The following is a 20,712-nucleotide window of genomic DNA, read 5'->3' on the forward strand; positions in this document are numbered from 1 at the left end:
AGTCGCTTCGCTGAAAAGCGCCGCTTCCAGCAACACATTTCGACAATCAGATAACGATCCGCAGGCACTGGCCCGCGTGATACAGGGAGAAGCCCGCCTCGTACAGGCAGCTGCGCAGCCCCACTCCGGCCAATGGCTGCATGGGCGCAAAGGGAATCGGCAAGGCTTGAGGATTTCCGTTACACAGGTAATCGGCAAAGGCTTTGCCGACCACGCTGCCAGTGGTCACGCCGCGGCCGTTATAGCCGGTGACTGCCACTAAACCGGGCGCCGGCTCGAACAGGCGCATCAAGTGATCAGGGGTAAAGGCAATACAGCCGGTCCAGGTGTACTCCCATTCCACCGGTTTGAGGTAGGGAAAGTAATGCTGCTGGACCCGGTCCGCCCAGGACTTCAAGAACCAGGTCGGCTTCTGATTGCCATTACCCAGGCTGCCAAGCAACAAGCGTCCCTCGGCATCCCGGCGAATGCTGCTCAGTACCTGACGGGTATCCCATGAGCCCTGGCCGCCAGGCAGAATCTGCTGTGCCGCCTCTTCGGTCAGCGGCTTTGAAGCCACCTGATAGTAATAACCGGGGAAGAAGTTGCGACGCAATTCCGTCCACTCGCCTTCGGTGTAGGCATTGGACGCAATCACCACCTGTTCGGCCAGTACGGAACCCTGTGCAGTCTGCACCGACCAGCGCTGACCCTGACGTTCCAGCTGGGTGACCGGCGAATGATCGAACAACTGACCGCCCAGACCCACTGCCGCCTTGGCCAGACCGCTGGTATAGGCCATCGGGTTCAAGGTGCCTGCACGCCGGTCGAGCAAGGCGGCGGCGATCTTTTTGGTGCCGGTGGCGGCTTCGCAGGCGGATCCGGTCAATAACTCCACCGGGGCACCGCGACGCTTCCATTGTTCTTCTCGACTGCGCAGGTCGGCTTCGCCGCGGGCGTTGTGGGCCATGTGCAAAGTGCCCTCGCGACGCAACTGGCAATCGATGTGGTATTTGTCGATCAGGCTGAACACCAAGGATGGCGCGGCGCCGAGCATGCGATTGAGCTGGCTGCCCACCGCGTTGCCGAAACCGGCTTCGATTTCGTCCGGAGGAATCCACATCCCGGCATTCACCAGCCCGACATTGCGTCCGGAGCCACCATGGCCCGTACGATGGGCTTCGAGTACACACACCCGCTTGCCTTGCTCAAGCAAATGAATCGCCGCCGACAGCCCGGTGATGCCGGCGCCGATCACGCAGACATCCACCGTCAGCTCGCCCTGAAGTAGCGCATTGTCAGGCCTTTGCGGCGTCAGTTTTTCCCATAGACATTCTTCGCGTAACGGCATTGCCAGACTCCGAAATGAAACCTAACCAACCCACGTTGTGTAAGAGCCCTGCGGCAGCTCCTACGCCGACCGGGGGCACCTGCAAAACCGCAGCCGTACGCAAATCCCCGTAGGAGCTGCCGCAGGCTGCGATCTTTTCAGGCGCACCAACATTCCATCAGTCGAACGTGATGCCCTGCGCCAACGGCAACTCCAGCGAATAGTTGACGGTATTGGTCTGGCGACGCATATACCCGCGCCATGCGTCGGAGCCGGACTCACGCCCGCCGCCGGTTTCCTTCTCGCCACCGAAGGCGCCGCCGATTTCCGCGCCGCTCGGGCCGATGTTGACGTTGGCGATGCCGCAGTCACTGCCCACCGCCGACATGAACTGCTCGGCCTCACGCACGTCTGTGGTGAAGATGCACGACGACAGGCCTTGTGGCACAGCGTTGTTCAGGCGCAGCGCGTCGGCGAAATCCGTGTAACCCACCACGTACAGAATCGGCGCGAAGGTTTCAGTGCAGACCACATCGCTCTGCTCCGGCATCTCGACGATGGCCGGCGACACGTAATAGGCGTTGGGGAATTGCTCTTCCAGCTGACGCTTGCCACCGAACACCCGGCCGCCTTCGCTCAGTGCCTGCTCCAGCGCGTCCTGCATGTTCTCGAAGCTGTGCTTGTCGATCAGCGGACCGACCAGATTGCCTTCCAGCGGGTGGCCAATGCGCACTTTGGAATAAGCAGCCTTGAGGCGGGTGACAATTTCTTCTTTCACCGATTCATGAGCGATCAAGCGACGCAGGCTGGTGCAACGCTGACCGGCAGTACCGACCGCGCTGAACAGAATCGCCCGCACCGCCATATCGAGGTCGGCACTTGGACCGAGGATCATCGCGTTGTTGCCACCCAGCTCAAGAATGCTGCGGGCGAAACGCGCGGCGATTTTCGGCGCCACTTCACGGCCCATGCGGGTGCTGCCGGTGGCACTGATCAAGGCCACGCGCGGATCGTCGACCAGGGCTTCACCGGCATCACGACCGCCGATGATCACTTGGCTGAGGTACGGCGGCGCATCGCTGAAGTTCTTCAGCACGCGTTCGAACAGCGCCTGGCAGGCCAGTGCGGTCAGCGGGGTTTTCTCCGACGGTTTCCAGATCACTGCGTTACCGCAAACCAGCGCCAGCGTGGTGTTCCAGGCCCAGACCGCGACCGGGAAGTTGAACGCACTGATCACCCCGACCACCCCCAGCGGATGCCAGGATTCACGCATATGGTGGCCAGGACGTTCGGAAGCGATGGTCAGACCGTACAGCTGACGAGACAGGCCCACGGCGAAGTCGCAGATGTCGATCATCTCCTGCACTTCACCCAGACCTTCCTGAGTGATCTTGCCAGCTTCCCAGGATACCAACTCACCGAGATCGGCCTTGTATTCGCGCAGAATATCGCCCAACTGACGCACCAGCTCGCCACGACGCGGTGCCGGAACCTTGCGCCAGAGTTCGAACGCATGCTCTGCGCGACTGACCTGCTGCTCGACTTCGGCCGCGCCCTCCCAGTTCACGGCGGCAATACGACTGCCGTCAATCGGTGAGTGCACAGGCTGTTTACCGTTCTGGTACAGCGCCGGGTTCACACCAAGACGATCAAGCAATGCGGCAACCATGGGTCACTCCTCAAACATGAAAAACAAAAATTTCGTAGCCCGCAAACGCGGCTATTCAGGCCTCTAGTTGTAGCCGGACTGAGACTTGTCAACAAACGACCTTTAGGCGAGATATCATTCCGTTTATTCATGCTGCGTCGGCATCGCTGCGCTGAGACAAGAACAAGGGATCACCCATGCTGAATAAACGCCACCTGCCATCGATCACCGCACTGCAGTGCTTCGAGGCGGTCACCCGCCACTTGAGCTTCACCCGCGCCGCCGAAGAGCTGAACCTGACCCAAAGCGCCGTCAGCAAACAGGTCGCGCAGCTTGAGGAGTTGTTACAGCACTTGCTGTTCCGGCGTGTTCGCCGACGCCTGCAAATGACTCCGGCCGGTGACCTGTACCTGGTCGAAGTGCGCAAAATCCTCACCCAGGTCGAGATGTCGACCCACTACCTGCGCTCCTACGGCGGTGAAACCGAAGTGCTGCGGGTGTCGACGCCATCGACCTTCGGTGCGCGCTGGCTGGTGCCGCGGCTCAAGGGCTGGCGTTTGCGCCATCCGCATATCCATCTGGACCTGTGCAACGAGCAGGAAGCCGACGCCCTGCTGCAGGGGCGCAGCGATCTGGCGTTCTACTTCGGCCAGGGCTCGCGCCCCGGCACCGAGAGCCTGAGGTTATTCGGCGAAGAGCTGGTGCCGGTGTGTGCCCCCGGCAGCCTGCCGGAGACCCCCTTCACCGATCCGACGCAACTCAGCGAACTGGTGCTGCTGCAAAATGCCTCCCGTCCACAAGCCTGGCACGATTGGTTCGACAGCCAGGGCTACCAAACCGAGCACAGCTATCACGGCCCGCGTTTCGAAACCTTTTACATGTGCATCCGCGCCGCCCAGGTCGGTTGCGGCGTAGCGCTGCTGCCACGATTCCTGGTGGAAGAAGAACTGGCCGACGGCAAGCTGGTAATCCCATGGCAGCACGCAATGCCCAGCAGCGACGCCTATTACCTGGCCTACCCCGAGCATTCGGCGGAAGTGCCCAAGGTCCGGGATTTTGTGCGCTGGATGCTGGAGCAGGTGTAGGAGCTGCCGGAGGCTGCGATCTTTTGATCTTGGTCGTTAACGCAAGACTTACCTGCGCGGCGCTCTTGAAAAGATCGCAGCCTTCGGCAGCTCCTACCGGGGATATGTCTTCTCGGGAATCTTTGGGAACGCAAAAAACACTGGCAAAGCAGGCCATTGATATGCGCCACTAGCCCATTCATTGAAACAGCTGTGATGTCGCGACCCAAGCGGCGACCAGCCTGGAGATTCCCATTATGAGCGAGAGTGTGTTTGCCGAGCGCATCGTGCAGAACCTGCTCGACACCGACTTCTACAAGCTGACCATGATGCAGGCGGTGCTGCACAACTATCCCAACGTTGAAGTCGAATGGGAGTTCCGTTGCCGTAACAGTGAGGATTTGCGGCCGTATCTGGCCGAGATCCGTTTTCAGATCGAGCGTCTGGCCGAATTGAGCCTGAGCGCTGATCAATTGAGTTTCCTCGAACACATCAGCTTCCTGAAGCCGGACTTCCTGCGTTTTCTCGGCTTGTTCCGCTTCAATCTGCGCTACGTCCACACCGGTATCGAAAACGGCGAGTTGTTCATCCGCCTGCGCGGTCCGTGGCTGCACATTATTCTCTTCGAAGTGCCGCTGCTGGCGATCGTCAGTGAAGTGCGCAACCGCTATCGCTACCGCGAAATTATCCTGGAGCAGGCCCGCGAGCAGCTGTACCGCAAGTTTGACTGGCTGACGGCCAACGCCAGCGCCGATGAACTGGCGCATCTGCAGGTCGCCGACTTCGGCACCCGCCGGCGCTTCTCATACCGGGTCCAGGAAGAAGTGGTCAACGTGCTCAAGCATGACTTCCCGGGGCGGTTTGTCGGCACCAGCAACGTTCATCTGTCTCGTGAACTGGGCATGAAGCCGCTGGGCACCATGGCCCACGAATGGATCATGGCCCATCAGCAACTCGGCCCACGGCTGGTCGATAGCCAGATCGCCGCGCTCGATTGCTGGGTCCGCGAGTACCGCGGCCTGCTGGGGATCGCCCTGACCGATTGCATCACCACCGATGCCTTTCTCAGCGATTTCGATCTGTACTTCGCCAAGCTGTTCGACGGCCTGCGCCATGATTCCGGCGACCCGATCCTCTGGGCTGAAAAGGCCATCGCCCACTACCACAAGCTGGGCATCGAGCCGATGAGCAAGACCCTGGTGTTCTCCGACAGCCTGACACTGCCCCGGTCGTTGGAGATATTTCGTGCTTTACGTGGTCGGATCAATGTCAGCTTCGGGATCGGCACCAACCTGACGTGCGATATTCCTGGTGTCGAGCCGATGAGCATCGTGCTTAAAATGACCGCCTGCGATGGTGAGCCCGTCGCCAAGATTTCCGATGAACCGGGCAAGACCCATTGCACGGATCCTAATTTTGTCGCTTATTTGCGCCACGTTTTCAAAGTACCTGCCGCCCTATCCGGCAAAATCTAGCAAGGAGTGAATCATGCAAGCCGTACAGCGTGAGATTGCTGAACAGCTCAAGGTCCAACCGCCCTTTACTGACCAGGCCGCCCTTGAGGCGGAAATCGCCCGACGGATTACCTTTATCCAGGATTGCCTGCTGAACTCGGGGCTCAAAACTCTGGTGCTGGGTATCAGCGGTGGCGTCGACTCCCTGACCGCCGGTCTACTGGCTCAACGGGCCATGGAACAACTGCGCGAACGGACCGCGGACCCGCAATACCGTTTTATCGCGGTGCGGTTGCCCTATGAGATCCAGTTCGATGAACCCGACGCCCAAGCGGCGGTGGACTTCATCGCGCCGGACGAGCGCCACACCGTGAACATCGGCCCGGCGGTCAAGTCACTGGCCAATGAAGTGGCGGCCTTTGAAGGCAAGCACGCGGTCTCGGTGGATTTTGTCCTGGGCAACACCAAGGCGCGGATGCGTATGCTTGCGCAGTACACCATCGCCGGCGCTGCTCAAGGCCTGGTGATCGGCACCGACCACGCCGCGGAAGCGGTGATGGGCTTCTTCACCAAGTTCGGCGACGGCGCCTGCGATCTAGCGCCACTGAGCGGGCTGGTGAAAAATCAGGTCCGGGCTATTGCCCGGCATTTCGGTGCGCCGGAGTCGCTGGTGGAAAAAATCCCCACCGCCGACCTGGAAGATCTGTCTCCGGGCAAACCGGATGAAGCCTCCCACGGCGTGACCTATGCCGAGATCGATGCGTTCCTGCACGGCCAACCGGTGCGAGAAGAAGCCTTCAAGATCATCTGCGACACCTACAGGAAAACCCATCACAAGCGCGTAATGCCGTTCGCGCCGTAACCAGCGGCCGGGCAGTCGACAAAAAGCCCACTGACAGGTTGACCGTCAGTGGGCTTTTTTTTGGCTGAATCTTGCGGTGATCATTCAGCCGTCATCGTGAGCAATCGATCACTTCAGAACAACAGCGCCTTTCATCATCGAGTTGTGGCCCGGGAACGAGCAGAAGAACTCGTAGCTTTCGCCAGCAGTCAGTTTCGAGACGTCGAAGGTCACCGAGTCTTTCTCGCCACCGCCGATGATCTTGGTGTGGGCGATGATGCGAGCGTCGCCTTCCTTCAGGTAGCTCTTGTCGATACCGGCGGCCATGCCATCGGTGGCGACGCCCGCCATGTCTGCGCTTTTGCTCAGTACCCAGTTATGGCCCATGACGTTTTTCGGCAACTTGCCGGAGTGACCCAGGTTGACGGTGAAAGTCTTGCAGCTCTTGTCGATGGTGATCTCCTTGGTATTGAAGGACATCTGATCGGTGGAGTCGACCAGCGGTACCTATGAAAAGACCCAGCGCGAGGTTTAATCCTTGGAGAGCCATCAGCCAGCCATTACTCTGAGGTCATCACTGACCACGGAGTAAGGCATGTCTTTAGCGTCTGTTTGTGTATTTTGTGGTGCCAGTACCGGCACCCATCCGGCTTACCGCGAAGCAGCAATTGCCTTGGGACAGGAACTGGCCCGGCGCAAGCTGACCCTGGTCTATGGCGGCGGCGCGGTCGGTTTGATGGGAATCGTCGCCGATGCCGCGCTGGCGGCGGGCGGTGAAGTGATCGGGATCATTCCCCAAAGCCTGAAGAGCTCGGAAATCGGCCACGAAGGCCTGACCCGCCTGGAGGTGGTCGACGGCATGCATGCGCGCAAGGCCCGCATGGCTGAGCTGAGCGACGCCTTTATTGCCCTTCCGGGTGGTTTGGGCACTCTGGAAGAACTGTTCGAAGTCTGGACCTGGGGCCAGCTCGGCTACCATGGCAAACCGCTTGGCCTGTTGGAAGTGAGTGGCTTTTACCAGAAACTCACCGGTTTTCTTGATCATGTCGTCGGTGAAGGCTTCGTTCGCGACCATCACCGTGCCATGCTGCAAGTGAGCGAATCGCCGCAATTATTGCTCGATGCGCTGGATGCCTGGAAACCCTCGGTACCGCCAAAATGGGCCGGGCAAAAACCCAGCTAACCCTTGAGCCCTGTTTAAAGGCAGAATACGCGCCGCTCAACCTCACCTTCGACCCCAGAGGATCGCCCATGGCTAAACCTAATTACTCGTTCGCCAAACGTCAGAGAGACTTGGCTAAAGAGCAGAAGAAAGAGGAAAAGCTTCAACGCAAGAAAGCTACAGCTGAAGAAGAGGCCACCGCACTGAACCCGGATGCAGAGGGTGAAGTGGTTGCCGATGACGTTGAAGCACCGAAAGATCAGGCGCCTGACGCCTGAGTCCCTCCGGGCCGGATGATCTGATCAGGCCCATCGGATCTGTGTCCAGGGTCAGCAGTTACGCTGCTGACCCTCACAGCGCCACACTCCAATTGCACAAATCCCCAAATCGATCGCGGACCTTGTGGCGAGGGAGCTTGCTCCCGCTGGAACGCGAAGCGGTCCTAAAACCTGCATCCCCGTTTAATCAGATACACCGCGCTCACCGTTTTTGCGACTGCTGCGCCCGAGCGCGGACCGGCCAGCGGGAGCAAGCTCCCTCGCCACAATGACCGCGCCAGCTCATGAATCGTGTTCATCCAACGGCATCACCGTCACCCGAACCTCGGGATCATGACTCCCTCCCCCCAGAATCACTCCGCGTAACGGCGACACATCGGAAAAGTCCCGACCCCAAGCCAGGGTGATGTGCTCCAGCGCTGGCTGCACATTGTTGGTGGGGTCGAAGTCGACCCAACCCAGCACCGGACAAAACACCGAGACCCAGGCGTGGGACGCATCAGCTCCGATCAGCCGCGGCTGACCCGGTGGTGGCTGGGTCAGCAGGTAGCCGCTGACATAACGCGCCGCCAGCCCACGAGAGCGCAGGCAGGCGAGCATCAGGTGGGCAAAATCCTGGCACACCCCGCGTCGACGCTCCAGCACTTCCACCAGCGGCGTGGCGACCTGGGTCGCCTCGGCATCGAAGGTGAACTCGCTGAAGATTTTCTCCATCAAGGCCTGAACCCCCAGCATCAACGGCCTACCGAGGGGAAAGCAGCTCTCGGAAAACTCGACGAAGCTGCTCTTCAGATGCACGTAAGGCGATTCGAAGCGATAGCGACAGGCGTCTAGCAACGCCGAGGAAACCGGCTGGCCGCTGTAAGTCAGCGCACTACGGGTCAGGTCCCAAGCCAGTGACTGATTGAACTCCAGCGCGGGCCTGGCCAGCACCTCAATTCTGAGCCGGGCATTGACCCGCAGTTCATCGTGAGGCCGTTCGAAAGCCAGGCGGGTCAGCGGGTTGCCGAACACATCCAGCTCATCGCGACGCGAAGTCGGCTCCGGGCCGATCAGCAGTTGCTGTTCGGTGCAGCGCTGCCAGACACAAGGTCGCGGCCATAGGTGCGCAAGCTGCTGGGCCAGCGACACCGGGCTGTCGTAGTGATAGTGGGTGTCGTGAAGAATCTGGTAATGGGCGCTCATCAGACCGACACCGTTTGTTGGCTGACATCATCGACGTGAGCGAAATGCCGCAATGCCAGGCGATCGGACACCTGACCGCTGGCCTCGGCGACTTCCTGCAGCAGGTCCGCCAGGCCATCAAGGGCGGAGCGCACACTGGCCTCGCCGAACAGCGGATTCTCCAGGCATCGAAGATCGAAGCACGCCAGGCGATCTACCAACCTGGGCAGCCCGACCTCGCGCGGTACGCCAAAATCATCGTTCAAGCGCTTGAGGGTGTGGGTCACCAGTTTCAACTGAAACAGCACCGCGTGGGGGTTCTGCTCATCGAGCAGCAACAGGTCGAGCACTGGAATCAGCTGCGCCACCGCCAGGTAGCGCGAGCGATAGGTAATGCTGCTGTTACCCAGCTCCAGCAACCATTCCAACCCGGCCTGATCGAATGCCGCAGCGCCACGCAGGAACGCCGCCAGGCTGCTGCTGAGAAATTGCAGCCGCTCGAGTCGCCGACCGATCATCAAGAAGCGCCAGCCTTCGTCGCGAGTCATGTCGTCCAGGGCAAAGCCGGACAGTGCCGCCAGCGACATGACCAAGCGGTTGAGAAAATCCAGCAGCTCGCCAAAGTCCGGCTCTTCGGTTTCCAGCTCCAGGGCTTCGCGTTGCAGCTCCACCAACGCCTGCCAGTTCTCCCGCGAGAGTTTGCCGCGCACCTGGGAGGCTGCCCACTGCAAGCGCTGCAGATTGGAGCGCAGGCTGAATGACCAGTCGTCACCGAGCAACGCCGCCAGCAGCCGCTCAGGCAACTCGCCCTCCTCCGGCAGCAGCATCAGGCTCTCACCGAGATCGATCGCGGCCTGCAGCGCCTGCGGATCATCTCCGTCGACATACCGTGCCAGCATGATTCGCAGCAGCCGGGCGCTGTCGTCGCATCGCTCGCAATAACGGCCGAACCAGAACAGGTTTTCCACCACCCGCGAAGGCAGGTATGGATCGCGCCGTACCAGGTCCTGCACGCCAATGGTCCGCTGGGCCTTCCATTGCTCGCCACTCGGCGCACGCTCACCCAGCACCCAGGTGTCCTTGCTCGCGCCGCCGCGCTGCATCGATACCACCTCGGCGTCTGCCTCGGCCGCGACCCGGGTCAAGCCACCGGGCAGCACCCGATACCCCTTGGCACTGGCCACCGCATAGACTCGCATGCCGATCGCTCGCGGCTGCAACTGGCCGTCTTCGGCTTGCCAGATCGGCGCTTGGGACAACTGCGCCAACTCCTGAGCGACATACGCATAGGGCCGGGCCTGCATGCGCTCGGCCAGGGCCTGACGTTGCTTTTCACTCAGGTCGCGACCTAATACCGGGGCAAAACTCTGTGAAGGAAAAGCCGGTTTGATCAGCAGCTCCGGCAGTTTTTCCAGTGCCTGAGCCAATACCGGCGCTTCACCGCACCACCAGGTGGCGATGGACGGCAGCAGCAGTTCTTCGCCGAACAGGAACTGATTGATCCGTGGCAGAAACCCCAGCAACCCCGGCGACTCCAGTACCCCACTGCCCAAGGCATTGGCCACCAGCACCCGCCCCTGACGGACTGCTTCGAGCAGACCCGGGACACCCAGGGCCGAGTCGGTGCGCAGTTCCAGCGGGTCGCAGAAGTCATCGTCGAGCCGGCGCATGATGGCGTGCACCCGACGCAGACCGCTCAGGGTCTTCAGGTAGACCGTGGCGTCGCGCACGGTCAGATCACCGCCCTCGACCAACGGATAGCCGAGCTGGCGCGCCAGATACAGATGCTCGAAGTAACTCTCGTTGAAACGCCCCGGCGTCAGCAGCACTACCAGCGGCGCTTCATCATCACTCGGCGCCTGGCGAGCCAGGGTTTCCTGCAGGGTGCGGAAGAACCCGGCCAGATGCTGCACTTTCAGATCGCGGTACTGCTCGGGAAAGGCGCGCGAAACGATGGTGCGGTTCTCCAGGGCATACCCGGCACCAGACGGGGCCTGAGTCCGATCGGCGGTTACCCACCAGCGCCCGTCGGGCGTGCGCGCCAGATCCACGGCGTAAAGATGCAGGAAGGTCCCGTCAGGCGGCGCAATGCGCTGACAGGGCCAGAGGAAGTTGTTGTGACCGAATACCAGCTCCGCTGGCAGCAAACCTTCAGCAATCAGGCGCTGTGGACCGTACAGGTCCGCCAATACCGCATTGAGCAAGCGGGCGCGCTGGGCAATGCCAGCGGCGAGCTGCTGCCACTCATCGGCCGCAATCACATGGGGCAGCAAATCCAGCTCCCACGGACGATCAGCGCCCTTGGGGTCTGCGTAGACGTTGTAGGTCACGCCGTTTTCCTGGATCTGCCGGGCCAGCAGCGCCTGACGCTGAACCAACTGCGCCGGGGTGCTGCGTTGCAATTGCTCGAACAGTCGACGCCAATGCGGGCGTACCGCGCCGCTGTCGTCGAGCAATTCGTGATAAGTGCCCGCCGTCAGCGGGTAGCGGTCAAGCAGATCAGGCATGGAGTGCTCGGCAGACTGCAAGGAGATGGCAGATTAGCGCAGACAGATGACGCCCGGATACGCGAAAAAACCGGGCGTCGTGTCTGCTTTAGAAACGTCGCAAATCGAGCGTCATTGGCAGCTCGTCGTTGATCGTCAGGGTCGGTACCGGCAATGTCCCGGGGCTGTGACCGAGGCGGAAGAAGCGCGCCATCCGCCGGCTCTCGGCTTCGTTGGCGTTCACCGGCAAGCTGTCGTAGTTGCGTCCACCCGGATGAGCGACGTGGTACTGACAACCACCCAACGAGCGCTGCATCCAGGTATCGAGCAGGTCGAACACCAACGGCGCATGCACCGGGATAGTAGGATGCAGGCAGTTGGCCGGCTGCCAGGCGCGATACCGCACGCCAGCGACAAATTCACCGACCCGCCCGGTCGGATGCAGTGGCACCGGAATGCCATTGCAGGTCAGCACATAGCGCTGGGTTGGCAGGCCGGTCAGTTTGACCTGCAAGCGCTCCAGGGAGGAGTCGACATAGCGCACCGTGCCCCCGGCCGCACCCTCCTCACCCAGTACATGCCAGGGTTCGAGAGCTTGACGCAGCTCCAGCCCGATTCCACTGACCGCGTAATCGCCGACTTTCGGAAAGCGGAACTCCAGGTGCGCGGCAAACCACTCGGCACTTAGTGCATAGCCCGCGGCATTGAGATCGACAATAACGTCGGCGAAGTCCTGCTCGATAAAATGCGGCAACAGGAAGCGGTCATGCAGTTCGGTGCCCCAGCGCGCCAGCTTGACCGGCGCATAGGGCTCACGCCAGAACCGCGCCACCAGCGCCCGCAACAGCAGTTGCTGGGCCAGGCTCATGCGGGCATGAGGTGGCATTTCGAATGCTCGCAGCTCCAGCAGCCCGAGGCGGCCGGTAGCGCCATCCGGCGAATACAGTTTGTCGATGCAGAACTCGGCGCGATGAGTGTTGCCAGTGACGTCGATCAGGAGGTTGCGCAGCAGTCGGTCTACCCGCCATGGAGGGCATTCTTCGCCAGGCGCGGGCATCTGCGCGAAGGCGATCTCCAGCTCATACAACGCGTCGTTACGCGCTTCGTCCACCCGGGGCGCCTGGGAGGTCGGGCCGATGAACAATCCGGAGAACAAGTAGGACAGCGACGGGTGGTTGTGCCAGTAGCTGATCAGGCTGCGCAGCAAGTCTGGGCGACGCAGAAACGGCGAGTCGGCCGGCGTCGCGCCACCCAGTACGAAATGGTTGCCGCCACCGGTGCCGGTGTGGCGACCGTCGATCATGAATTTCTCGGTGGTCAGCCGGGTCTGCCGCGCTTCCTCGTAGAGAAACTCGGTGCGTTCCACCAGTTCGTCCCAGCTGGCGGACGGCTGCACATTGACCTCGATCACGCCCGGATCCGGGGTAATACGGAAGTTGCTCAGACGTGGATCGCTGGGCGGCTCATAGCCTTCCAGCAACACCGGGCAATGCAGCTCCTCGGCGGTGGCCTCGATGGCGCTGACCAGTTCCAGATAGTCTTCGACCCGTTCCAGCGGCGGCATGAACAGATACAGGCGTCCTTCCCGTGCCTCGGCGCAGAACGCCGTGCGGGTCAGCCAATCAGCGGATTCATCGAGTTCCGGCGTACGCTCGACAGCCTGTGCCGGTTCGCCGTGGGCCTGCAGCTGCGCCGTACCGGGCAACGCCGACAAGTCCTGATTCGGATCGGTGCCATGCACGAACGGGTACTCCACTGCTGTCACCCAAGGCTGCGAGGCCAGTGGCAAGCGATAACCCAGCGGCGAATCGCCCGGCACCAGTCGGCAATGGTTCTCTCGCAGATACCAGCGCCCGCTCTGCCATTGATCGCCCTTGGCGGTGCGTGCCAGTGGCAGGACCTGGCCGATAACCTTGTCCAGACCCTGGCTGAAGACTTTATGCAGGCGCGCCCGTTCGAGTTCATCGCCCAGCCTTGAGTCTTCGGCACTGACATTCAGCGGCAAGGCGCCTTCCCGCCAGAGGTAATAGAAATTGTCTTCGTAGGCCGGAAACACGAAGCGTGTCGGCAGCTTCAAGCGCTCGGCCACACTCGCCAGAAAACGTCCAGCCAGCTCACCGTCGGCGCCATAGTCTTGCTGTTCATCGGCAATCAGCGCGCTGTTGTGCCAGATCGGCACTCCGTCGCGGCGCCAGTACAGGTTGAGCGACCAGCGTGGCAGTTGCTCACCGGGGTACCACTTGCCCTGGCCGAAATGCACCAGGCCCTTGGGCGCGTAGCGTTTGCGCATACGCTGGAACAGCTCGGCGGACAACGTGCGCTTGGCCGGCCCCAAGGCGGCGGTGTTCCATTCAGCACCATCCGGATCGTCGATAGACACAAAGGTCGGCTCGCCGCCCATGGTCAGGCGCACATCGCCCTCCAGCAGGTCGGCATCGATCTGCCGCCCCAGCGCCTGAATCGCCAGCCACTGCTCTTCGGTGTAGGGTTTGGTCACCCGTGGGGCTTCCCAAATCCTTTCCACCGACATTACGTGGGTAAATTCACACTCACAGGGCTCGACCAAACCACTGATCGGCGCCGCAGAGGACGGATCGGGACTACAGGCCAATGGAATATGCCCTTCACCGGCAAACAACCCGGAGGTGGCGTCCAGGCCGATCCAGCCGGCGCCAGGCAAGTACACCTCGCACCAGGCGTGCAGGTCGGTGAAGTCCACTTCGGTGCCCGACGGCCCGTCGAGAGCTTTGACGTCGGCGGTCAGTTGAATCAGGTAGCCAGAGACAAAACGCGCTGCCAGACCGAGGTTGCGCAGCAGTTGCACCAGCAACCAGGCCGAGTCGCGACAGGAACCCGAGGTATTTTCCAGGGTGTGCTCGGGGGTTTGCACACCGGGTTCCATGCGGATCAGATAGCCGATGTCGTCGCTCAGTCGCTGATTCAGCGCCACCAGAAAGTCGACGCTGGGCAGCGGCGTACGGTCGATACCCTCGAGGTAGGCCTGGAACTTCGGCGTTAGTGGCAACGTTTCCAGGTACGGCGCCAGTTCGCGTTGTTCGTCTGCGGCGTAGGTGAAAGGAATCTTTTGCGCGTAGGGCTCAAGGAAGAAATCGAACGGATTGAACACCGCCATCTCGGCCAACAGATCGACCTCGATCCGCAGTTCATCGGTTTTCTCCGGGAACACCAGCCGCGCCAGGTAATTGCCTTGGGGGTCTTGCTGCCAGTTGATGAAGTGCTGTTCGGGCAGAACCTTCAGCGCATAGGACAGAATCCGGGTGCGACTGTGGGCAGCCGGACGAAGACGAACGATCTGCGGGCCGAGTTCAACCGCACGGTCGTAGCGGTAATGCGTGACATGATGCAATGCGACATGGATCGACACGGCGTGCCTCCTGCGAGCCTGGGCGTTTCGAAAGCGGCGCAAGACTTATGCCATTCAGGCAAGTCAGGCGCTTTCTTCGGTTGCTTGAGGCAGTACAGCACCAAAATCGGGCGATGCTGGATTTTGCGCTGGGAGAGTTGCACGCAAATGTGGCGAGCCCCTGAAAAGATCCTGTAGGAGCTGCCGCAGGCTGCGATCTTTTGATCTTTTGGCAAAACGCAAAACGCCAACCCGAAGGTTGGCGTTCTGTTTAAAGCAGGCTGCGCTTAACGCGGTACAACTGGCTTGCGATCAGGCTTTTTGCCTTTGCCCTTGGCCGCGTCCATACGTTCCTTGGCTGCCTGCTTGTTGCGGGCGAACGCCGCGGCCTTGGCTTGTTCACGCTTGTCCCACGGATTGCCGCCGTCGCTGGCGCGCGGTGGCAGGCCGGTGTGCTGGGTCAGGATCTTCGTAGTCTTTTCCTGGGCCACTTTATGGCTGCCGGCCGGTGTCGAGTTTTTGCGACGGGCACTCTGGTAGCTGTCGGTCGCCGGTTGATGCAGCGGGATCAACTGGTTCTTGCCCGGCCCGATCAGGTCGGCACGGCCCATGCGGGTCAATGCTTCACGCAGCATCGGCCAGCCTTTCGGATCGTGGTAACGCAAGAACGCCTTGTGCAGACGACGCTGCTCCTCGCTCTTGACGATGGTCACTGCATCGCTCTTGTAAGTGACCTTGCGCAGCGGGTTCTTGCCCGAATGGTACATGGCGGTGGCGGTGGCCATCGGCGACGGGTAGAACGCCTGCACCTGGTCGGCGCGGAAGCCGTTGCCCTTGAGCCACAGAGCCAGGTTCATCATGTCTTCGTCGGTGGTGCCCGGGTGCGCGGCAATGAAGTACGGAATCAGGTACTGCTCTTTGCCGGCTTCCTTGGTGTACTTCTCGAACATCCGCTTGAACTTGTCATAGCTGCCGATGCCCGGTTTCATCATCTGGTTGAGCGGACCTTCCTCGGTGTGTTCCGGGGCGATCTTCAGGTAACCACCAACGTGGTGGGTCACCAGTTCCTTCACGTATTCCGGAGACTCGACCGCGAGGTCATAGCGCAGGCCGGAAGCAATCAGGATCTTTTTCACACCCGGGAGTGCACGGGCGCTGCGATAGAGCTGGATCAGCGACGAGTGGTCGGTGTTCAGGTTCGGGCAGATACCAGGGAACACGCACGAAGGCTTGCGGCACGCGGATTCGATTTCCGGGGCCTTGCAGGCGATGCGGTACATGTTCGCGGTCGGGCCGCCGAGGTCGGAAATGACGCCGGTGAAGCCTGGGACCTTGTCGCGAATCTCTTCGATTTCGCGAATGATCGATTCTTCGGAGCGGTTCTGGATGATCCGCCCTTCGTGCTCGGTGATCGAGCAGAAGGTACAGCCACCGAAGCAGCCGCGCATGATGTTCACCGAGAAACGGATCATGTCGTAGGCCGGGATCTTCTCCTTGCCGTACGCCGGGTGCGGAACACGCGTATAGGGCATGCCGAACACGTAGTCCATTTCTTCGGTGGTCATCGGAATCGGAGGCGGAGTGAACCAGACGTCGACGTCGCCATGCTTCTGAACCAATGCGCGGGCGTTGCCCGGGTTGGTTTCCAAGTGCAGCACGCGGTTGGCGTGGGCATAGAGCACCGCGTCGGCGCGAACCTTTTCTACCGATGGCAGACGGATCACGGTTTTGTCACGGGTTATCCGCGGGCTCGCCAGGATCTGCACGACCTTGGCTTCTTCCGGATCTTCGACCGGCCGCTTCTCCTGCTCGATGGCGCAGGCCTGGGTGTCTTGCGTGTTGACGTACGGATTGATGATCTTGTCGATCTTGCCCGGACGGTCGATGCGCGTGGAGTCGATTTCGAACCAGTCTTTGGGCGTGTCACGACGAATGAACGCGGTACCGCGAACATCGGTAATGTCTTCGATCTTGTGACCGTAGGACAGACGCTGGGCGACTTCGACGATCGCGCGTTCGGCGTTGCCGTAGAGCAGGATGTCGGCGCAGGCGTCGATCAGGATCGAGTTGCGAACCCGATCCTGCCAGTAATCGTAGTGGGCGATACGGCGCAGCGAAGCCTCGATGCCACCGAGTACGATCGGCACGTTCTTGTAGGCTTCCTTGCAGCGCTGGCTGTAGACCAGGCTTGCGCGATCCGGACGTTTGCCAGCCATGCCACCGGGGGTGTAGGCGTCATCGGAACGGATTTTCTTGTCGGCGGTGTAGCGGTTGATCATCGAGTCCATGTTGCCGGCCGCGACGCCGAAGAACAGGTTCGGCTCGCCAAGCTTCATGAAGTCGTCTTTGGACTGCCAGTTCGGCTGCGCAATGATGCCGACACGAAAGCCCTGGGACTCCAGCAGACGACCGATGATTGCCATGCCAAACGACGGATGGTCGACGTAGGCATCACCGGTGACAATGATGATGTCGCAGGAATCCCAGCCAAGCTGATCCATCTCCTCCCTGCTCATCGGCAGGAATGGCGCTGGTCCGAAACATTCGGCCCAGTACTTGGGATAGTCAAATAACGGCTTGGCTGCTTGCATGTCGATGACCGGTGTTGGTGTAAAAGGATGGAAAATCGCGGGCGCGAAATATAGCACAAAAAACGACCAATTCCGACGGTAATGGTCGGAATTGATATCGACCTCTTCGCAACAGACCTGGCATTCGCAAATTGAACGAAGGTCCTTCGGCCCTTATCGCAGCCTGCGGCAGCTCCTACAAAACTCGCATTACTCGTCGTCGAAGTTGTAACTGCCCGGCGCAAGGTTTTCGAAGCGGGTGTATTTGCCGATGAATGCCAGGCGCGCGGTACCGATCGGGCCGTTCCGCTGCTTGCCGATGATGATCTCGGCAATGCCTTTGTGCTCGGTTTCCGGGTGGTACACCTCGTCCCGGTAAACGAACATGATCACGTCGGCATCCTGCTCGATCGCTCCGGATTCCCGCAAGTCGGAGTTGATCGGGCGCTTGTTCGGACGTTGTTCCAGGGATCGGTTGAGCTGCGACAGCGCAACCACCGGGCAGTTGAATTCCTTGGCCAGGGCTTTCAACGAGCGGGAGATCTCGGAAATCTCGTTGGTCCGGTTATCGCCGCCAGAGCCTGGAATCTGCATCAATTGCAGGTAGTCGATCATGATCAGGCCAACCTCGCCATGCTCACGCACCAGTCGACGAGTTCGCGCACGCATCTCCGACGGGCTGATGCCGGCGGTATCATCGATGAACAGCTTGCGATCGTTGAGCAGGTTCACCGCCGAGGTCAGACGGGGCCAGTCATCGTCTTCAAGGCGACCGGCCCGGACCTTGGTCTGGTCAATCCGCCCCAGCGACGACAGCATACGCATGATCAGCGATTCGCCTGGCATCTCCAGCGAGTAGACCAATACGGCCTTCTCGCTACGCAATACGGCGTTCTCCACCAGGTTCATGGCGAAGGTCGTCTTACCCATGGACGGACGGCCGGCGACGATGATCAAGTCCGACGGCTGCAGGCCGCTGGTCATCCCGTCGAGGTCGGTGTAACCGGTGGACAGGCCAGTGATGGCATTGTCGGTGTTGAACAGCGTGTCGATACGGTCGATGGCCTTGGTCAAGAGGTCGTTGACGCTCACCGGGCCGCCGGTTTTCGGCCGGGCTTCGGCGATCTGGAAGATCTGCCGTTCGGCTTCGTCGAGGATTTCTTCGGCGGTGCGGCCTTCGGGGTTGAAGGCGCTGTCGGCGATTTCAGTGCTGATGGCGATCAGCTGACGCAAGGTGGCCCGCTGCCGGACGATCTGCGCATAGGCCTTGATGTTGGCGACCGACGGCGTGTTCTTCGCCAGTTCGCCCAAGTAGCCGAGGCCGCCGACCTGGGAACTTTGGCCTTCCTTATCCAACTGTTCGGACAGGGTCACCACGTCGATCGGTGAATTCTGATCCGCCAGTTTGGCAATTGCCCGGAAGATCAGGCGGTGGTCATGTCGATAGAAATCGCCGTCTGAGACTTGATCGAGCACGCGCTCCCAGGCGTTGTTGTCCAGCATCAGACCACCGAGCACGGCCTGTTCGGCCTCGATGGAGTGCGGCGGCACCTTCAGGGCAGCGGTTTGCAGATCGTATTGCTCAGGAGCGGAGATATCGTTCATGGCCACTTGAAATCAGGGTTAAAAAAAACAGGATCAGCAGAAAGACAAAGGGCACGACCTGTAAACAGGATCGTGCCCGATGTTACCGGCAAGCACCCATGGGTGCCAGCCGACAAGTACTGCTTAAGCTGCTACCACGACAACGCGTACGGTGGCTTCAACTTCAGCGTGCAGGTGCACGGCTACGTCGAATTCGCCTACGTTGCGGATAGTGCCGTTCGGCAGACGAACTTCGCTTTTTGCAACTTCAACGCCAGAGGCGGTCAGTGCATCAGCGATGTCGTGGGTGCCGATCGAACCAAACAGCTTGCCTTCGTCACCGGCGGTGGCAGTGATAGTCACTTCCAGCTCAGCCAGTTGGGCAGCGCGGTTTTCAGCCGAAGTTTTACGGTCTGCTGCGGCTTTTTCCAGCTCAGCGCGACGCTCTTCGAACGCAGCCAGGTTGGCAGCGGTCGCAGCGGTAGCTTTGCCGTAAGGCAGCAGGTAGTTACGACCGTAACCAGCCTTAACGTTCACTTTGTCACCCAGGTTGCCCAGGTTGGTGACTTTTTCCAGAAGGATCAGTTGCATGTGAAAATCCTCTTAACTTTTAACCTTCACCGTTCGCGTTATCGGCGTCTTTCGGCGCAGAACGACCGCGAAAATCAATCAGGCTGTCGACAATGGCCAACACCACGAGTAACGGATAGAGCAGCTGCATAAACAGCAACAGCGTGACGTACAACCCCACCAGCCAGAACCTGGCCAGTCGCTTTTCAGCCACCAGCCCGTGAATCAGGGCCAGCCCGGCGAACACCAGCGGTACGCTGCACAACGGCGTCAACATGGCCATCTGCGAACCGAAATTCGGCCCCAGAAGCATGCACGCCAGCAGCATCATCGCCGGCCCCAGCGGGATTCGGATGGCGCGAAACTCGCGACCAAAACCACCCGGGTTGTACAACAACGCCTGCCAGTAGCGCCCAACAATCAGGCTCAGCACACTGACGATCTGCAGCAAAGCCGCTATCAGGCCGGTCAGAATCGGCGCAATCAGTGAAGCCAGGCGCGCTCGCTCTTCTACCGAAAACTGCTGGTAGAGATCACCGAGCGCCAGCGGCAGGATTTTTACCAACTCCTGCGCCAGGCTTTCGATCTGAGGGCGGTAAACCGCACCCAGCACCACTGAAAACACCAACCCCATCGCTATGCTGACCAGCAGCACGCGGTTCCAGGATTCACTTGCGCGCAAAACCAACGCAAGGCCCGATGACCCGAGCAACACCATAAGTGCGCGCGGGTCGTCGGAATAAAGCCACCAGATCAACGCCGGCAGCATTCCCAGAGCAAGGACGCCAAGGGCATCCTTCAATCCGCGCCGCAGAAGCACGAAGCTTCCCGCGGCAGCACCCAACCAATACAACATCGGCAATGCGGCACATCCAGCCACTACCAGAGTGGCCTGCATACGACCGCGCATGATGAACTCAGCTAAGGCGCGCATGCATTCAATCCCTTACTACGTGTCGACTGCCCGGTCTCAGCGGCCGTGGCTGTCGGTGTAGGCCAGCAGGGCCAGGAAGCGGGCGCGCTTGATAGCGGTGGCCAGCTGACGCTGATAACGAGCTTTGGTACCGGTGATGCGGCTTGGAACGATTTTGCCGGTCTCGGATACATATGCTTTCAGGGTGTTGAGATCTTTGTAATCGATCTCTTTCACGTCTTCAGCGGTGAAGCGGCAGAATTTACGACGACGGAAGAAACGTGCCATGTAATTGGCTCCTCAAA

General features: G+C 60.5%; 15 protein-coding genes and 1 pseudogene. 5 read left to right on the top strand and 11 right to left on the bottom strand.

Annotated features, from left to right (window positions below; genetic code table 11):
- Positions 1-46: 46 nt before the first annotated feature.
- Together amaA and amaB are read right to left on the bottom strand one after the other, a co-directional pair.
- The gene (gene amaA / locus AC3IUA_RS28335; protein WP_489358072.1) at positions 47-1,330 is read right to left on the bottom strand and encodes an L-pipecolate oxidase; all 1,284 of its coding nucleotides are present in this window, start codon (positions 1,328-1,330) and stop codon (positions 47-49) included.
- Between the two features lie 157 nt (positions 1,331-1,487).
- Positions 1,488-2,978 carry an L-piperidine-6-carboxylate dehydrogenase gene (amaB, locus tag AC3IUA_RS28340; RefSeq protein ID WP_489358074.1) on the bottom strand — a complete coding sequence of 497 codons (1,491 nt, stop codon included), beginning with the start codon at positions 2,976-2,978 and terminating at the stop codon, positions 1,488-1,490.
- A 176-nt stretch (positions 2,979-3,154) separates the two neighbouring features.
- Here amaB and AC3IUA_RS28345 point away from each other — a divergent pair, with 176 nt between their 5' ends.
- The 3 genes from AC3IUA_RS28345 (at position 3,155) to nadE (ending at position 6,337) form a co-directional block, all read left to right on the top strand.
- Positions 3,155-4,042: a LysR family transcriptional regulator gene (locus AC3IUA_RS28345; protein WP_489358075.1), complete on the top strand. Its 888-nt coding sequence runs from the start codon at positions 3,155-3,157 to the stop codon at positions 4,040-4,042.
- Between the two features lie 236 nt (positions 4,043-4,278).
- Complete coding sequence (pncB, locus tag AC3IUA_RS28350; RefSeq protein ID WP_489358076.1) at positions 4,279-5,496, top strand: nicotinate phosphoribosyltransferase; 1,218 nt, start codon at positions 4,279-4,281, stop codon at positions 5,494-5,496.
- A 13-nt stretch (positions 5,497-5,509) separates the two neighbouring features.
- Positions 5,510-6,337, top strand: coding sequence for an NAD(+) synthase (nadE, locus tag AC3IUA_RS28355; RefSeq protein ID WP_489358077.1), 828 nt, complete (start codon positions 5,510-5,512; stop codon positions 6,335-6,337).
- 108 nt (positions 6,338-6,445) lie between these two features.
- Here nadE and azu read toward each other — a convergent pair.
- Positions 6,446-6,814, bottom strand: a pseudogene (gene azu, locus AC3IUA_RS28360) (azurin); the annotation flags it as partial.
- A gap of 97 nt (positions 6,815-6,911) precedes the next feature.
- Here azu and AC3IUA_RS28365 point away from each other — a divergent pair.
- Positions 6,912-7,499: a cytokinin riboside 5'-monophosphate phosphoribohydrolase gene (locus tag AC3IUA_RS28365; protein ID WP_489358078.1), complete on the top strand. Its 588-nt coding sequence runs from the start codon at positions 6,912-6,914 to the stop codon at positions 7,497-7,499.
- Between the two features lie 68 nt (positions 7,500-7,567).
- Positions 7,568-7,756: a hypothetical protein gene (locus tag AC3IUA_RS28370; RefSeq protein WP_489358079.1), complete on the top strand. Its 189-nt coding sequence runs from the start codon at positions 7,568-7,570 to the stop codon at positions 7,754-7,756.
- Between the two features lie 282 nt (positions 7,757-8,038).
- Here AC3IUA_RS28370 and AC3IUA_RS28375 read toward each other — a convergent pair whose 3' ends face one another.
- The 8 genes from AC3IUA_RS28375 to rpsR all read right to left on the bottom strand — a co-directional run bounded on the left by AC3IUA_RS28375 (position 8,039) and on the right by rpsR (position 20,695).
- Positions 8,039-8,941, bottom strand: coding sequence for a transglutaminase family protein (locus AC3IUA_RS28375; RefSeq protein ID WP_489358080.1), 903 nt, complete (start codon positions 8,939-8,941; stop codon positions 8,039-8,041).
- Positions 8,941-11,427 carry a circularly permuted type 2 ATP-grasp protein gene (locus AC3IUA_RS28380; protein ID WP_489358081.1) on the bottom strand — a complete coding sequence of 829 codons (2,487 nt, stop codon included), beginning with the start codon at positions 11,425-11,427 and terminating at the stop codon, positions 8,941-8,943. Before AC3IUA_RS28380 ends, AC3IUA_RS28375 begins: the two co-directional genes overlap by 1 nt.
- A gap of 88 nt (positions 11,428-11,515) precedes the next feature.
- A complete protein-coding gene (locus tag AC3IUA_RS28385; RefSeq protein WP_489358082.1) occupies positions 11,516-14,791 on the bottom strand; it encodes a transglutaminase family protein in 3,276 nt (1,091 codons plus the stop codon).
- A 266-nt stretch (positions 14,792-15,057) separates the two neighbouring features.
- A complete protein-coding gene (locus AC3IUA_RS28390; RefSeq protein ID WP_489358083.1) occupies positions 15,058-17,361 on the bottom strand; it encodes a YgiQ family radical SAM protein in 2,304 nt (767 codons plus the stop codon).
- A 189-nt stretch (positions 17,362-17,550) separates the two neighbouring features.
- Positions 17,551-18,945 (bottom strand): replicative DNA helicase, encoded by a 1,395-nt coding sequence (gene dnaB / locus AC3IUA_RS28395; protein ID WP_489358084.1) that lies wholly within the window; start codon positions 18,943-18,945, stop codon positions 17,551-17,553.
- Positions 18,946-19,068: 123 nt separating this feature from the next.
- A complete protein-coding gene (gene rplI / locus AC3IUA_RS28400) occupies positions 19,069-19,515 on the bottom strand; it encodes a 50S ribosomal protein L9 (protein ID WP_008157007.1) in 447 nt (148 codons plus the stop codon).
- Between the two features lie 19 nt (positions 19,516-19,534).
- Complete coding sequence (locus tag AC3IUA_RS28405) at positions 19,535-20,428, bottom strand: hypothetical protein (protein ID WP_489358085.1); 894 nt, start codon at positions 20,426-20,428, stop codon at positions 19,535-19,537.
- 36 nt (positions 20,429-20,464) lie between these two features.
- Positions 20,465-20,695 carry a 30S ribosomal protein S18 gene (gene rpsR, locus AC3IUA_RS28410; protein WP_002551829.1) on the bottom strand — a complete coding sequence of 77 codons (231 nt, stop codon included), beginning with the start codon at positions 20,693-20,695 and terminating at the stop codon, positions 20,465-20,467.
- Positions 20,696-20,712 lie beyond the last annotated feature (17 nt).

It is taken from the genome of Pseudomonas sp. KH_050, assembly GCF_057838875.1.

Coding starts and splice junctions, on each gene's coding strand:
- AC3IUA_RS28375 (WP_489358080.1), bottom strand. CDS start 8,941: ATGAGCGCCCATTACCAGATTCTTCACGACACCCACTATCACTACGAC.
- AC3IUA_RS28370 (WP_489358079.1), top strand. CDS start 7,568: ATGGCTAAACCTAATTACTCGTTCGCCAAACGTCAGAGAGACTTGGCT.
- rplI (WP_008157007.1), bottom strand. CDS start 19,515: ATGCAACTGATCCTTCTGGAAAAAGTCACCAACCTGGGCAACCTGGGT.
- AC3IUA_RS28405 (WP_489358085.1), bottom strand. CDS start 20,428: ATGCGCGCCTTAGCTGAGTTCATCATGCGCGGTCGTATGCAGGCCACT.
- pncB (WP_489358076.1), top strand. CDS start 4,279: ATGAGCGAGAGTGTGTTTGCCGAGCGCATCGTGCAGAACCTGCTCGAC.
- dnaB (WP_489358084.1), bottom strand. CDS start 18,945: ATGAACGATATCTCCGCTCCTGAGCAATACGATCTGCAAACCGCTGCC.
- nadE (WP_489358077.1), top strand. CDS start 5,510: ATGCAAGCCGTACAGCGTGAGATTGCTGAACAGCTCAAGGTCCAACCG.
- AC3IUA_RS28390 (WP_489358083.1), bottom strand. CDS start 17,361: ATGCAAGCAGCCAAGCCGTTATTTGACTATCCCAAGTACTGGGCCGAA.
- rpsR (WP_002551829.1), bottom strand. CDS start 20,695: ATGGCACGTTTCTTCCGTCGTCGTAAATTCTGCCGCTTCACCGCTGAA.
- AC3IUA_RS28380 (WP_489358081.1), bottom strand. CDS start 11,427: ATGCCTGATCTGCTTGACCGCTACCCGCTGACGGCGGGCACTTATCAC.
- AC3IUA_RS28365 (WP_489358078.1), top strand. CDS start 6,912: ATGTCTTTAGCGTCTGTTTGTGTATTTTGTGGTGCCAGTACCGGCACC.
- AC3IUA_RS28345 (WP_489358075.1), top strand. CDS start 3,155: ATGCTGAATAAACGCCACCTGCCATCGATCACCGCACTGCAGTGCTTC.
- amaB (WP_489358074.1), bottom strand. CDS start 2,978: ATGGTTGCCGCATTGCTTGATCGTCTTGGTGTGAACCCGGCGCTGTAC.
- amaA (WP_489358072.1), bottom strand. CDS start 1,330: ATGCCGTTACGCGAAGAATGTCTATGGGAAAAACTGACGCCGCAAAGG.